This window comes from Corallococcus interemptor (assembly GCF_003668875.1).
Classification (GTDB): domain Bacteria; phylum Myxococcota; class Myxococcia; order Myxococcales; family Myxococcaceae; genus Corallococcus; species Corallococcus interemptor.
On the sequence record NZ_RAWM01000192.1, the window covers coordinates 1 to 12,619 of the forward strand.

At 70.2% G+C, this 12,619-nt stretch carries 14 protein-coding genes; 8 read left to right on the forward strand and 6 right to left on the reverse strand.

Annotated features, from left to right (window positions below; all coding sequences use genetic code 11):
• Positions 1–248 (reverse strand): hypothetical protein (locus D7X96_RS36865; RefSeq protein ID WP_147468495.1); only part of this gene is annotated, 248 nt, incomplete at its 3' end.
• A gap of 118 nt (positions 249–366) precedes the next feature.
• Positions 367–2,031, reverse strand: a complete 1,665-nt coding sequence (locus D7X96_RS36870; RefSeq protein ID WP_121724537.1) for a M14 family metallopeptidase — start codon at positions 2,029–2,031, stop codon at positions 367–369.
• 126 nt (positions 2,032–2,157) lie between these two features.
• On the opposite strand from D7X96_RS36870, the gene D7X96_RS36875 reads away from it, so the two are divergent.
• Genes D7X96_RS36875 through D7X96_RS36890 form a run of 4 tightly spaced genes read left to right on the forward strand, consistent with a single transcriptional unit; the run spans position 2,158 to position 6,143 of the window.
• Positions 2,158–3,201 (forward strand): hypothetical protein, encoded by a 1,044-nt coding sequence (locus D7X96_RS36875; protein ID WP_147468496.1) that lies wholly within the window; start codon positions 2,158–2,160, stop codon positions 3,199–3,201.
• Complete coding sequence (locus D7X96_RS36880) at positions 3,191–4,123, forward strand: hypothetical protein (protein ID WP_121771838.1); 933 nt, start codon at positions 3,191–3,193, stop codon at positions 4,121–4,123. Before D7X96_RS36875 ends, D7X96_RS36880 begins: the two co-directional genes overlap by 11 nt.
• A complete protein-coding gene (locus tag D7X96_RS36885) occupies positions 4,110–5,189 on the forward strand; it encodes a hypothetical protein (RefSeq protein ID WP_121771839.1) in 1,080 nt (359 codons plus the stop codon). Before D7X96_RS36880 ends, D7X96_RS36885 begins: the two co-directional genes overlap by 14 nt.
• Before the next feature lie 3 nt (positions 5,190–5,192).
• Positions 5,193–6,143, forward strand: coding sequence for a DUF1152 domain-containing protein (locus tag D7X96_RS36890; RefSeq protein ID WP_121771840.1), 951 nt, complete (start codon positions 5,193–5,195; stop codon positions 6,141–6,143).
• On the opposite strand, the gene D7X96_RS36895 is transcribed toward D7X96_RS36890, so the two are convergent.
• A complete protein-coding gene (locus tag D7X96_RS36895) occupies positions 6,140–6,967 on the reverse strand; it encodes a class I SAM-dependent methyltransferase (protein ID WP_244219851.1) in 828 nt (275 codons plus the stop codon). The genes D7X96_RS36890 and D7X96_RS36895 overlap by 4 nt on opposite strands.
• A gap of 60 nt (positions 6,968–7,027) precedes the next feature.
• On the opposite strand from D7X96_RS36895, the gene D7X96_RS36900 reads away from it, so the two are divergent.
• The 3 genes from D7X96_RS36900 to D7X96_RS36910 all read left to right on the forward strand — a co-directional run bounded on the left by D7X96_RS36900 (position 7,028) and on the right by D7X96_RS36910 (position 9,367).
• Positions 7,028–8,053 (forward strand): AraC family transcriptional regulator, encoded by a 1,026-nt coding sequence (locus D7X96_RS36900; RefSeq protein WP_167510921.1) that lies wholly within the window; start codon positions 7,028–7,030, stop codon positions 8,051–8,053.
• A 160-nt stretch (positions 8,054–8,213) separates the two neighbouring features.
• On the forward strand, positions 8,214–8,468 hold the full coding sequence (locus D7X96_RS36905) for a hypothetical protein (RefSeq protein WP_244219852.1): 255 nt from the start codon (positions 8,214–8,216) through the stop codon (positions 8,466–8,468).
• A 152-nt stretch (positions 8,469–8,620) separates the two neighbouring features.
• A complete protein-coding gene (locus tag D7X96_RS36910) occupies positions 8,621–9,367 on the forward strand; it encodes a hypothetical protein (protein ID WP_147468497.1) in 747 nt (248 codons plus the stop codon).
• 4 nt (positions 9,368–9,371) lie between these two features.
• Here D7X96_RS36910 and nth read toward each other — a convergent pair whose 3' ends face one another.
• The 3 genes from nth to D7X96_RS36925 are packed head-to-tail and all read right to left on the reverse strand — an operon-like array spanning position 9,372 to position 11,503.
• The gene (nth, locus tag D7X96_RS36915) at positions 9,372–10,007 is read right to left on the reverse strand and encodes an endonuclease III (RefSeq protein WP_121724530.1); all 636 of its coding nucleotides are present in this window, start codon (positions 10,005–10,007) and stop codon (positions 9,372–9,374) included.
• Between the two features lie 10 nt (positions 10,008–10,017).
• On the reverse strand, positions 10,018–11,184 hold the full coding sequence (locus tag D7X96_RS36920) for an iron-containing alcohol dehydrogenase (protein ID WP_121771843.1): 1,167 nt from the start codon (positions 11,182–11,184) through the stop codon (positions 10,018–10,020).
• A gap of 1 nt (position 11,185) precedes the next feature.
• Positions 11,186–11,503 (reverse strand): putative quinol monooxygenase, encoded by a 318-nt coding sequence (locus tag D7X96_RS36925; RefSeq protein ID WP_120548364.1) that lies wholly within the window; start codon positions 11,501–11,503, stop codon positions 11,186–11,188.
• 88 nt (positions 11,504–11,591) lie between these two features.
• On the opposite strand from D7X96_RS36925, the gene D7X96_RS36930 reads away from it, so the two are divergent.
• Positions 11,592–12,485 carry a 1,4-dihydroxy-2-naphthoyl-CoA synthase gene (locus tag D7X96_RS36930; protein ID WP_121771844.1) on the forward strand — a complete coding sequence of 298 codons (894 nt, stop codon included), beginning with the start codon at positions 11,592–11,594 and terminating at the stop codon, positions 12,483–12,485.
• Positions 12,486–12,619: the final 134 nt, after the last annotated feature.

Here is a 12,619-nt window from a genome sequence, read left to right on the forward strand (position 1 = left end):
CGGGAGGGGGCGTGGGGGCGGTACACGTCCGCGGCGGGGACGCTCAGCCGCACCTCCAGGGGACGGTGGGGCGCGTCCGACAGCCACAGCGCCGGTGTCTCCGGCCCGGGGGCTCGCTGGCGCCAGGCGCGCACGGCGAAAAAGCCCACGGCCATGCAGAGCGCCAGGGCCACCAGTCCCCAGACGCGCGTCACACCTGTGCGCCCCGGAAGGCGCATGCCTCCGGGCGTCTGCCTCTTGCCAGCCATCCGGGGCCTCCCGCGTGCCCCCGCACACGTCTCCGCGGGTCCTGCGGGAGACAGTCTAGGGCCAATGCCCCCGGGTGTGACAGACCCGGGGGCGAAGAGGTGTCCGGAGGTGTGACGCCTACTCCACCTTCTGGGGGGCGCGCGTGGACTCCACCACCCGGTGGATGGGGTACAGCTCGCCCACCTTCAGGCTGTCATCCAGGTACTGCCAGCGGCAGAAGCCGTCGTCCGAGTGCGGCTCCAGCAGGTAGGTGATGAGCGTGCCCGTGCGCTGGCCGGTGCCCACCAGGAGGGTGCCGGCGGGGAACTCCTTCTCGGAGCGCTCGGGAGCCACGGTGAGGATGGTCTCGAAGCGCACCGGCTTGGGCTTCTGGCTGAGCGGCACCTCGTCCTGGCCCGGGGGCGGCACGTTGGCGGCCACGTCCGGGCTGAAGGTCTCCTCCTTGCGCGCGATGCGGTAGCTGTCCACCTGGAAGCGCTGCGCCTTGGCCAGCTTCTCGTAGCGGATGCCGTGGCCGTCCAGGCGCGCGGCGAGCGACGCGGGCACCAGGTAGCCGGCCGGCGTGCTCACGGCCTGCGTGGGCACGAAGGTGCGGTGGTGCGGCGTCTTGTAGACCTTCTTGCGCTTGCCCGGGTAGCGACGGGCTTCGATGCTCGCCTCGTCGAAGGAGTTGATGACGGCGGTGTCACCGTCCTTCACGTAGGCCGGGTAGTCGAACACCAGCGCGCCGTCCGACGCGCGCTGCGCGACGCCGTAGTTGATACCCACCCACTGGCGCACGTCGGGGTTCTGGCCGCGCGCGATGATGGCCGCCTCCTCGAACTCGGTGACGCGGCGGTACTCCTTCGCGTAGCGGGCCGCGTCGCGGATGAGCTCCAGCACCCACGCGCGGATGACGGCGCAGCGGCGCGGGAAGTCGATGTAGCTGTACGTCTCCAGGAGCACGTCCAGCCGGCCCAGCAGGCCGCGGTAGTGGCTGCCGAAGCGGGGCAGGGCGGGGTAGGTGTGCCAGCCGGAGCGCGGGTCGCCCTCCTTGCGGAAGTTGCCGTACCAGAAGCTGTCGAAGCCGTGCTTCGTCTTCACCGCGGCGGACACGCGCTCGGCCAGCTCGCGGTTGTAGTCGCGCGAGGTGTGCAGCAGGTCCGCGTTGCCGTGCGGGATGTCGAAGGTGAGATCGAAGCCGTGGATGCTGCCGTCGGTGGTGTGGCAGTCCACGAAGAGGTGCGGCCACCACGCCTGGTACAGCTTCGCCAGGGCGCGCGTCTCCGGCGCCTCCTGCTTCATGTTGTCGCGGTTGAGGTTCCAGCCCTCGCCCGTGTAGCGCATGCCCACGCCACCGGGCGGGTTGACCTGGCCCTCCAGGTTCTTCAGGTCCAGCGCGCGGTTGCCCTTGCTGATGCGATCATTGCCGTCCGGGTTGAAGTTGGGGACGAAGACGAGGACCAGCCGGTCCAGCAGCTTCTTGCCCATGGACGTGAGGGTGAGGTCGCGCGCGAGGGCCTGGAGCGTCTCCTTGCCCTCCACCTCACCGGCGTGGATGTTGGCCTCCACCATCACGATGAGCTTCTTCTGCTTCTTCGCCAGCTCCGGCGTGAAGCAGTTGCGGTCGCTGAGGATGAGCGACATGAGCGGCTGACCTTCACCGCTCTGGCCGAAGTCCACGCGCTTCGCGAGCTTCGTCTGGGCACACAGGGCGTCGACGAAGGCGACCACGTCGGCGCTGCGGGACGTTTCCTGATAGTCGGTGGCTTCCGCGCGGGTGAGCAGCTTGGGAGTGGGCATAGGTGGCGCGCATCCGAGCGCTCCGGACCTGCCGCGTCAAGCACGCGTGACGTGGGGCCGCCTTGCCGCGCCGTGGCGGTGTCCCATATGAAACCGCCAGCCAGGACATCCTAGAGGGGCTTGATCATGCGTTGGGGCGATCAGTGGCGAGGGCACGCGTGCGCCGTGCTCCTGCTGTCGTGCGCGGCGGTGTGGGGGACGGGCTGCAAGAAGGAACCGGCGCAGGCGAGCACGCCGGTGGACGCGGGCGTGGTGGCCGTGGCCGCCGTGGACGCGGGCGTCCCGGATGCGGGGACGGTCGCGAAGGTGGCGAAGCCGTTGAAGTTCTCGGACGTGACGCTGACGCCCCAGGGCACCAGCGTGCTGGTGATGTACACGCTGACCAATCCGGGGACGGCGCAGGGGCGCGGGGATGCGTGCCTGTCCCTGCACGACGACCAGGGCCGGGTCATCGAAGTGAAGCGGATGGGTGGCATCACCGTGAAGGGCGGGACGACGGACACGTTCGAGGACAAGGTGTCCCTGGGCGGGACGTCCTGGAAGCAGACCCGGACCGTGATGCTCTACACTGCGGGCGAGTACCGCTGCTCGAGCGGAGTGTCCTCGGCGACCAGTGAGCTCCTGCGCCTGCTGCCCACGGGCCAGCCTGCTCCGGCGGACGCACCCGCGCCCCAGGAACTCCAGTCGTCGCAGGCGACCGACTTCGAGGTGTCCGGCGTCGAGCTGACCCAGGCCGGCCAGTCCGACGACTACACCCTCAGGTACACGGTGAAGAACGTGAGCGACCACCGGGCGTCGGGCTCGGGGTGTCTGCGGGCCTACGTGCAGGAGGGCGCGCCCCACCTGGAGGAGTCGCCGGAGGGAGACTTCAGCCTGGCCCCGGGGGCTTCGGAGACCATCAAGGACTCCGTCATCTTCGACAATGACCGGAACTGGGACCGGGTGACGGTGCTGCGCCTCTTCACCAGCCCCTATGGCTGCGCGGATGGCGCGGACACGGACAACACGGGCTTCAAGTTCATGAAGCCTGAGTCCATTCACGCGCCGGAGGAAGGGGTGGAGGCCGAGCCCGCCGGGGACTCCGATGACGAAACGGGGATGGACTCGAGCGACGCCTACGACCCGGAAGAGGAGTTCAAGAGCGAGAAGCAGGCCCCGAATGCGGAGTGATCAGCGGCGCAGGCTGGGGGTGCTGTTGAGCCTCGCGGCGCTGTGGGGCGCCGGGTGCAAGAAGGAGCAGCCCCAGGCGAGCATGCCTGTGGACGCGGGCGCGGTGGCCGTCGCCGTGGTGGACGCGGGACCGGTGGCGAAGGTCGTGAAGCCGCTGCGCTTATCGGACGTGTCCCTCCAGCGCCAGGAAGACCGCCTGGCCGTGAAGTACACGCTGACCAACCCGGGCACGGCGCAGGCGCGAGGGCCGGCGTGCCTGATGTTGATCGACGAGGGAAACCGCGCCATCGACGTCCTGAGGATGGGAGGCATCACCGTGAAGGGCGGGTCGGAGGACACGTTCGAGGACCAGCTGACCGTGGCCGACCTGCAGTGGAAACAGGCCCGAGCCGTGCTGCTCTTCACGGTGGCTTACGACAAATACTGTTCCGACACCCAGCTCCAGCCGACCAGTGAAACCCTCCGGCTGCTGCCGACGGGAGCGCCCGCGCCCGCGGGCCTGCCGATGCCGGTTCCGGCGGAGGAGGCGACGGCGGCGGACCTCGTGGTGTCCGACGTCCGGGTGCGCCGGTCCAAGACGCCGGCGGGCGCCTCCGTCACCTTCACGGTGAAGAACGTGAGCGACCACCGGGCCTCGGGGTCGGCGTGTCTGCGGGCCTATGTGCGGGAGGGGCTGTTCGCCCTGGAGGAGAACGATGTGGGCGAGTTCGACCTGGCTCCGGGGGCTTCGGCGACCGTGACGGGCACCGGCACCTTCGGCGACGCCAGTCACTGGGACGAGGTGACGGTGCTGCGCCTCTTCACGCACACCTATGGTTGCGCGGAGGTGGCAGGGCCGGAGAACCCGGGCGTCCTGATCCACAAGCCCGTGGATGCGGAGAACGCGGCTGGCGGTGAAGAGGCTCAGCATGACGCGGAATGACTGGCGGAGGCGGACCCTGGGCCTGCTCCTCGTGGGGAGCGCGGCGGCGTGGGGGCCGGGATGCAAGCGGGAACAGCCCCAGGCAAGCGTCCCGCCTGACGCGGGCGTGGTGGCCGTGGACGCGGCGCCTGTCGCGAAGGTGGCGAAGCCGCTGAAGTTCTCCACCGTGCGTCTCGTCAAGGAGAACGGGAGCCATGTCGAGGTGACGTACACGCTCACCAACCCGGGGACAGCGCAGGCGCGTGGGGATGCGTGCCTGGCACTGCTCGATGAAAAGGGCTTCACCGTCCACGAGGCCCAGATGGGAAGCATCACCGTGAAGGGCGGCACGGAAGACGTCTTCAAGGATCGCGTGTACGTGCGCGAACCGGACTGGGAGCAGACCCGGACGGTGCTGCTGTACACGGCGCGGGACTATCAATGTGACAAGGACCGCTTCCAGGAATCCAGCGAGCCCCTGCGCCTGCTTCGCACGGGAAGCCCTGCTCCCGCGGACGTGCCGCCACCCCAGAGGCCGCGGAAGCCTGCGCCGGGGGAGATGGAGCTGTCCGGCGTCACGCTGTCGCACGACAGCACGCTCGGGCTGTACCGCCTCCAGTACACGGTGAAGAACGTGAGCGCCCGGCGCATCAATGGTCAGGCCTGCCTCCAGGGGTATGGTGAGGACGCGCACCCGAGCGAGGAGAAGGCGGCCCTGTTGTCGGACGACCTGGACGCCTTCAGCATCGCGGCGGGGGCGACGGTGACTGTCACCGACCTCGTCGACATCTTCGACCGCGAGCGCTGGGACGAAATCGTCTCGCTGGACCTGTTCCTCGATGCGCGTGGGTGTGAGTCGAAGCCGGAGTCGGCGCCGGTCCGGCTGCGGTTCGACAGACCCGCGAACCTCCATGACGCCGACGCGACGGACGAGGCATACGACTCCGACGACGAAACGGCGGAGGTGAACGAGGGCGACGCCACCGACCCCGCCGAGGACGAAACGGGGATGGATTCGAGCGACGCCTACGACCCTGACGAAGAGTTCCCCCAGAAGCCGTCCTCGGACGAAGAGACGGTGGACTGAGCCATGGATCTGTCCACGTCCCCGCTGTTCGAACGGCTCCAGCGCGCGGACCACGTGCTCCTCGCGGGAGCGGGAGGCGGCTTCGACATCTACTGCGGCCTGCCGCTGTATTTCCGGCTGCGCGCGATGGGCAAGCGCGTGTCGCTGGCGAACCTGAGCTTCACGGTCCTGGACCGCGTGGACGGGCGCGTCGTGGCCCCGGGGCTGATGGAGGTCCGCGCGGAGACGCAGGGGCCCGAGCACTACTTCCCGGAGGGCGTGCTCGCGCGGTGGTTCCAGGCGCGAGGCGAGTCCGTCTCCATCTACTGCTTCGACAAGGTCGGGGTCGCGCCGCTGAGCGCGGCTTGGGCGTCGCTCCAGAAGGAACTGGGCTTCGACACGGTGGTGCTGGTGGACGGCGGCACGGACATCCTCATGCGCGGCGACGAGGCCGGGCTGGGCACACCGGAGGAGGACATCTCGAGTCTCGCGGCAGTGGATTCACTGTCGCTGCGGGACAAGCTCATCGTCTGTCTGGGCTTCGGCGTGGATGCGTTCCACGGCATCTGTCACGCGCACTTCCTCGAGGCCGTGGCGGACCTGAGCCGCCGCGGGGCGTACCTGGGCGTCACCGCGCTGCTGCCGGGGATGCCGGAGGTGGACCGCTACCGCGAGGCGGTCCTGTACTCGTCCGAAGAGATGGCCCGGCGCCCGAGCATCGTCTCGCTGTCCGTGGTGGGCGCCATCGACGGCGACTACGGCGACAAGCACCGCACGTCGCGGACGCAAGGCAGCAAGCTGTGGATCAACCCGCTGATGAGCATGTACTGGGCCTTCGACCTGGACGCGGTCGCCAGGCGCTGCCTCTACCTGGAACAGCTGCGAGACACGCACACGAGCTGGGAGGTCGGCGCGCGCATCGAGACCTTCCGCGCCCGGAACCCCACGAAGTCGTGGGAGGACATCCCCGTCTAGCGCACCGGCATCCCGAGCACGTACGTGACGGAGCCCTTGCCCTTCTCGCGCACCTCCCCCACCTCCCAGGTGTAGCCGGGACGCTGGAGGCTCTGGGTCAGGGCCTTCAGCTCCTCTGGCCGGTGGGCCCGCAGCGTGGACACCAGCCCGTCCCACGTGAGCGCCAGTGGCGCCACGGGCAGCGCGTAGGTGAGCAGCAGGCGTAGCGGTGTCAGGGGCCGGATGAACGGCGTGAAGAGCAGCACCAGCAGGGGCACGAACAGCGTGCCCAGCACCCCGCCCGGTGTGCGGTGCACGACCTCGAAGGCCGCGAAGGCTTCGCCCCGCCGCTGCGCGTCCTCCAGCACCTCGCGGACCTCCTCCGGCTTGAAGTGGTGCAGGGCATTGAAGAGCGTGCGCATGCCGCGCAGGTCGGCTGGCACCTGCCGCGCATCCACGGGCCGGGAGAGGTACGTCGCGCCTTCTGAACGCGCCCGCTCGGCAGCCTCCGCGTTGGGGTAGAGGTCCGTGAGCACGGCCTGTGTCTTCAAACCGTGCCGCGCTTCCAGCAGCCGCTGCATGCGGGGCACGGGCCCCCTGCCTCCGGAGCCCAGGTCCACCAGCGTGTCCGTGCCAGCCGCCTGGAGCCCCCTCGCGAGCACGTCCGCGGCCGCGTCGAACAGCCCCATCCGGGTGGACACCGTGTGCAGGTAGTCCGTGGACAGGTTGCGCGCCGCGCGCGGATACCAGGGCTGATCAATCAACTCGAAGAGGTGCAGGCGGGGCAGCAGCGTGGCGGTGAAGTCCATGCGGGACAAGGTGCCGCCCGCGTGCGCGGGATGCACTGCCCGCTGGCGCCAGAACGGCTTGCCGCTCGCGCCAGGCGGTCGCTAGCGTCCCTGTCCGTGCCTCCCTCCGCTCCGCCTTCGCTCTCCGCCCGCCTGGCCCGGCAGGGGCTGCTCGCGGCGGCGAAGCGCGGCGTGCCCGCGGAACGGCTCTGCGCGGAGGTGGGGCTGCGGTGGTCCGAGCTGGACGACCCGGAAGCTCGCATCCCCTACGCCTTGCTGGACGACATCCTGGAGCGCGCCGTGCTGCTCACCGGCGATGACAACCTGGGACTGCACATGGCGGAGCTGGACGTGATGGACGCGGACGACCCCGCGTCGCTCGTCATCCTCACCAGCGCCAACCTCCGCGAGGCCATGGTGCGAGGCTGTCGCTACCAGCGCGTCTGGGGCGACGGCGAGCGCTTCGCGGTGGAGGACACGCCGCGCGGCGTGCGCATGCGCTTCACGCCCATGGGCCCTGGATGGCGGCCCGCGCACCGGCACCTGTCGGAGCTGGCGCTGGTGCAGCTGGCCACGGGCATCCGCGTCTTCACCGGCGCGGACGTGCGACCCCTCCGCGCGCGCTTCGTCTACCCGGCGCCCGCGGACCTGCGCGAACACGAGGCCCTCTTCGGCTGCCCGCTGGAGTTCAACGCTCCGGCGAACGACCTGGAGTTCTCCGCCGGGGACGCGGACCGGCCCTTCGTCCACGCGGACGCGCTGCTCAACGCCGTGTTCGAACACCAGGCGCGCCGCGCGCTGGAGCGGCTCCCCGTCGCGGACACCCTGGCGGATCGCGTACGCGACCAGGTGCGGCGGACGCTGGCGGGAGGCGACTTCTCCTTCGCCTCGGTGGCCAGGGCCCTGCGCGTCCCGTCCCGCACGTTGCAGCGCCAGCTGGCGGCGGAGGGCCACACCTACGCGGGCCTCGTGGAGGCGCTGCGCCGCGAGCTGTCCCAGGGCTACCTCCAGCGGCGCATGTCCATCGCGGAGGTGTCCTTCCTGCTGGGGTACGCGGATCCGGCCGCCTTCCACCGCGCCTTCAAACGCTGGTGGGGCACGTCCCCGGAAGCCTTCCGCAAGGCCCGGGCGGCAGGGGGCTGACAGGCAAGCAGCGCTCCGGGGCCTTCCGGGAAGGAAACCAGGACTTTGTCGGAGAGCAGGCGTGCCTACGTTTCACCCCAGAGGGCCGGGACCCTCGGGAGAGACAACCATGTGGACACGCCACTTCAATGGGCTCGTCGTACTGGGTGTGATTGGGACCGTGAGCTTCACGGCCGGCTGCAATGAGCGTCAGCAGCAGTCCGTCAACGAGAACGCCCGGCAGGTCGGCCAGGAGGTTGGCGAGGCCGCCAAGGATGTCCAGCACGGCGCGAGCCGGGCCGCGGACAGCCTCCGCGAGTCCAGCCGCGAGGCCGCCCAGGGCTTCCGGGAGGGGGTGGGCGGCTCCGGGACCACGGCCTCGGAGGAGCGCGAGGCCGGCGAGCACCGCGAGAACAGGCCCGTCGACGAACGCTGAAACACGCACCGGCACGCCGCTCTCCCGTGCGGTGTGTTTGAATGTGGACCATGGTTGCGGCCCCAGCCCTCCGTGGTCCATTCGCGTCCTCCGTCCGGTGGCTGTGCCTGTTGCCATGCCTGCTGACAGTGGCGTGCGTCACGACGCGCGAGGTGGCGACGCGCGCTCCCACGCTGGAGGAGAAGTGCGAGGGCGGCAGCGCCTGGGCCTGTGAGACCTGGGGACAGCAGCTCCAGGTGGACCACCGCACGGAGGAGGCGGACCGGGCCTTCGGGCTCGCGTGCGCCATGGGCTCCACGTCCGCGTGTCTGACGCAGGGCAAGGACCGGCTGGCGCGGGGTGACCTGGAGGGCGCGGAGGCGCCGCTGCGCAAGTCGTACGAGGAGGATTCGGAGGAGGCCACGCTGGCGCTCGCGGACCTCCACGACGCGCGCGGAGACGCGGTGGGCGCGGCGCACTTCCGCTACGAGGCGCTGGCCATCGACAAGTCGACGACGGAGTTCGCGCTGGGCTGGCGTGTCCCGTTCGACGGCGGCGTGGGCCTGGCGCTGGACGTGAACGTGCAGCCCATGGGGCTCAAGGCCCGGCGGCTGACGCTGGGCGCCAACGTGGGCCTGGACGCGAAGCGGGTGTCGCTGAACGCCACCGTGGGCTACCAGCATTTCGTGACGAACTGGTTCGCGCCTTATGGCCGGGCGCTGGTGGGTCCGTACCTGGACAACTCGCCCTCGCGGCGCGCCCCCATCAACCTGGGGGCGGAGCTGGGCATGAAGTTCTTCGCCGGGCCCCTGGGCCACCTCGGCACCGGGTTTGGCACTTCGCTGGACGGCTCCACGTACTACTTCCTCGAAGCCGGGCTGGACTGGGTGCTGACGCTGGCGGTGCTCGCGCACCTGTGACGGCTCAGGCCACGCCCAGCTTGGGGCACACGTCGTTGAACAGGCACTCCGCGCACTTGGGCTTCTTCGCCACGCAGGTGTAGCGGCCGTGCAGCACCACGGCGGGACCGAAGAAGGTCCAGTCGTCCTTGGGCACCAGCTTCATCAGGTCCGTCTCGATGGCCTCCGCCTTCTCCTGCTTCGTCAGGCCCATGCGCTGGCTGACGCGGGCCACGTGCGTGTCCACGATGACGCCGGAGGCCTGGTTGAAGGCGGTGTTGAGCACGACGTTGGCCGTCTTGCGCGCCACGCCGGGCAGCTCCACCAGGTCCTCCATGCGGTCGGGCACCTCGCCCTGGTGCGCATCCAGCAGCGCGCGGCTCACGGCCTGCACCGTCTTGGTCTTCTGCTTGAAGAAGCCGGTGGGCTTGAGGTCCTCCTCCAGCTCCGCGGTGTCCGCGTCCGCGAGCGCCTGGGGGCCGTCGTACTTCTTCCACAGCTCGGCGGTGACGCGGTTGACGCGTTCGTCGGTGCACTGCGCGGCGAGGATGGTGGCCACCAGCAGTTGGAAGGGCGTGTTCCAGTTCAGCTCGTACTTCGCGTCGGGATACTTCTCGCGCAGGCGTTCGAGCACCACGGGGACGAGGGCGGCGGGTTTCATGGGTGGGTCCTCACATCGACCGTTCGACGAGCGTCGTCAACTCCGCATCGGTGAGCGGCAGCGGATTGCCCTTCATGCTGCTGGCGGCGCGGGCCTTGACGACGAGCCCGGGCACGGCCGCGTCGGTGAGGCCCATGTCGCGCAGGCCCCGGATGCGCACGGAGTCCACCAGGTCCTTCACCCAGGCGATGCCGTCCTCGGCGCGGGCGTTGGACTGGCCGGTGAGCAGCACCGCCACCTCACGGAAGCGGGGCAGGGCAGGGTGGTCCGGAGCGCGCGAGCGCAGCGCCTCCAGGTTCACCTCCAGCGTGGCGCCCAGGAGCGCCGCGCACAGCGCGCCATGGGCCGCGCCGAGCATCCCGCCCAGCGGCGCCGCGAAGCCATGCACCGCGCCCAGCCCTGAGTTGGCGAGGCACAGTCCGCCAAAGAGGCTGGCCAGGGCCAGGTCCTCGCGCTCCGTGGGCCCCGGGCCATGCAGCACGGCCTTGCGCAGGGAGCGCGCCGAGCGCTGCATGCCTTCACGCGCGAGCGCGTCCGTGAGCGGCTGGGCGCGGATGGACAGGAACGGTTCGATGAGCTGCGACAGCGCGTCCAGCCCGCCCGCCGCGAGCACCTCCGCGGGCGCATGCTCCAGCAGGTCCGGGTCCACCAGCGCGACGCGCGGGAGCATCATCGGGCTGCGCAGGCTGGCCTTCACGCCGGCCTCCCTGGAGCCCAGCACCGCGTTGCGCGTCACCTCGGAGCCGGTGCCCGCCGTGGTGGGCACCGCGACGAACGGCAGCGACGGCTTCGTCAGGGCCTGTCCCTTTCCGATGACCTCCAGGTAGTCCAGCGGGTCGCCCCCGTTGGCGGCGAGCGCGGCGATGGCCTTGCCCCCATCGAGCGCGCTGCCTCCACCGATGGCGACCACGGCGTCACAGCCCGCGTCCACGGCGGCGGCGGTGCCTTCGCGCGCGAGGTCGACGGTGGGCTCTCCCGGGACGCGGAAGGAGGCGCAAGGGATGCCCAGCCGTTCGAGCCCCGCGCGGACGGGCTCGGCGCGCGCGGGGTGGGTGCCGGTGACGAGCAGGACCTTCCGGCCGCCGAGGCCTCGCACGAGGTCGGGGACTTCCTGGACGCGGCCCGGGCCGAAGAGGACGCGGGTGGCGGTGGCGAACTCGAAGGGGGCGGTGGACATGTCACCAGGCCGCGTCGTCGGGGAAGCGGTTGGTGTAGCGGCGGGGAACGCGGGGCTCGGCCATCATCGGGGTGACGGTGTCACGCCACGTGAGGTAGTGGGCGGTCTCCTTGTGCGCGGCGGGGGCGTCCGGCGTGCGGTAGGCCTCCACGAGGACGAAGCGGGTGGGGTCTTCGTTGTCCTGGCAGACGTCGAAGCGGGCGATGCCGGGCTCCTTCACGCTCTCGCGGGCGTTGGCGAGGGTGGCCTGGAGGAAGGCGTCGACGTGCTGGGGCAGCACGTGCACGTGGACATGGACGACGAGCAGGCTCGTGGGCATGGCGCGCACGGTAGCGCGGGCGTCCCCGAGCGGAAACCGCTAGGGTTCCGGGCCGTTCACTCTCCCCATTTTCGGAGCAAGACAGCGCATGGTCTCGGACCTCTTTGACGCGTCCCGCTGGCAGCCGGTGGAAGGCCACAAGTTCAAGGACATCACGTTCCACCGCGCGGTGGACCAGGGCACGGTGCGCATCGCGTTCAACCGGCCGGAGGTGCGCAACGCGTTCCGTCCGAAGACGGTGGACGAGCTGGCCCGCGCGCTGGAGGCCACGCGCTTCATGACGGACGTGGGCGTGGTGCTGCTCACGGGCAACGGGCCCTCGCCGAAGGACGGCGGGTGGGCGTTCTGCTCCGGTGGCGACCAGCGCATCCGCGGCAAGGACGGCTACAAGTACGAGCCCGGCGAGGACGCGGCGGACCCGGCGCGCCTGGGGCGGCTGCACATCCTGGAGGTCCAGCGGCAGATCCGCTTCCTGCCGAAGGTGGTGATGGCGGTGGTGCCGGGCTGGACGGCGGGTGGCGGGCACAGCCTGCACGTCGTCTGCGACCTGACCATCGCCAGCAAGGAACACGGGATGTTCAAGCAGACGGACGCGGACGTGGCCAGCTACGACGCGGGCTACGGCAGCGCGCTGCTGGCGCGGCAGGTGGGGCAGAAGCGGGCGCGCGAAATCTTCTTCCTGGGCCAGGCCTACACGGCGGACGAGGCGTTCCAGATGAACGCCATCAACAAGGCCGTGCCGCACAAGGACCTGGAGACGGTGGCGCTGGAATGGGCGGCGGAGATCAACACCAAGAGCCCCACGGCCATCAAGATGCTGAAGTACGCCTTCAACCTTCCGGATGACGGGCTCGTGGGCCAGCAGCTCTTCGCGGGCGAGGCCACGCGTCTGGGCTACGGCACGGAAGAGGCGCAGGAAGGCCGCGACGCCTTTGTTCAGAAGCGCAAGCGCGACTTCAAGCGCTTCCCCTGGACGTACTGATGTCCGCCTAAGTAGGCCGCCAGAAGTTCCGAGACAAATTCGGGTCGCATGCCCAATTTCTGGGGCATGCGACCGGCAAGAAGCCCAGCCGAGCTGGGGCTGACAGCACACGACAGGAGGAAGCTGCAGCGAGC

What these genes read in the sequence shown, in the direction of transcription:
- D7X96_RS36870 (WP_121724537.1), bottom strand. Translation starts at nt 2,031, where the DNA reads ATGCCCACTCCCAAGCTGCTCACCCGCGCGGAAGCCACCGACTATCAG.
- D7X96_RS36875 (WP_147468496.1), top strand. Translation starts at nt 2,158, where the DNA reads ATGCGTTGGGGCGATCAGTGGCGAGGGCACGCGTGCGCCGTGCTCCTG.
- D7X96_RS36880 (WP_121771838.1), top strand. Translation starts at nt 3,191, where the DNA reads ATGCGGAGTGATCAGCGGCGCAGGCTGGGGGTGCTGTTGAGCCTCGCG.
- D7X96_RS36885 (WP_121771839.1), top strand. Translation starts at nt 4,110, where the DNA reads ATGACGCGGAATGACTGGCGGAGGCGGACCCTGGGCCTGCTCCTCGTG.
- D7X96_RS36890 (WP_121771840.1), top strand. Translation starts at nt 5,193, where the DNA reads ATGGATCTGTCCACGTCCCCGCTGTTCGAACGGCTCCAGCGCGCGGAC.
- nth (WP_121724530.1), bottom strand. Translation starts at nt 10,007, where the DNA reads ATGAAACCCGCCGCCCTCGTCCCCGTGGTGCTCGAACGCCTGCGCGAG.
- D7X96_RS36920 (WP_121771843.1), bottom strand. Translation starts at nt 11,184, where the DNA reads ATGTCCACCGCCCCCTTCGAGTTCGCCACCGCCACCCGCGTCCTCTTC.
- D7X96_RS36925 (WP_120548364.1), bottom strand. Translation starts at nt 11,503, where the DNA reads ATGCCCACGAGCCTGCTCGTCGTCCATGTCCACGTGCACGTGCTGCCC.
- D7X96_RS36930 (WP_121771844.1), top strand. Translation starts at nt 11,592, where the DNA reads ATGGTCTCGGACCTCTTTGACGCGTCCCGCTGGCAGCCGGTGGAAGGC.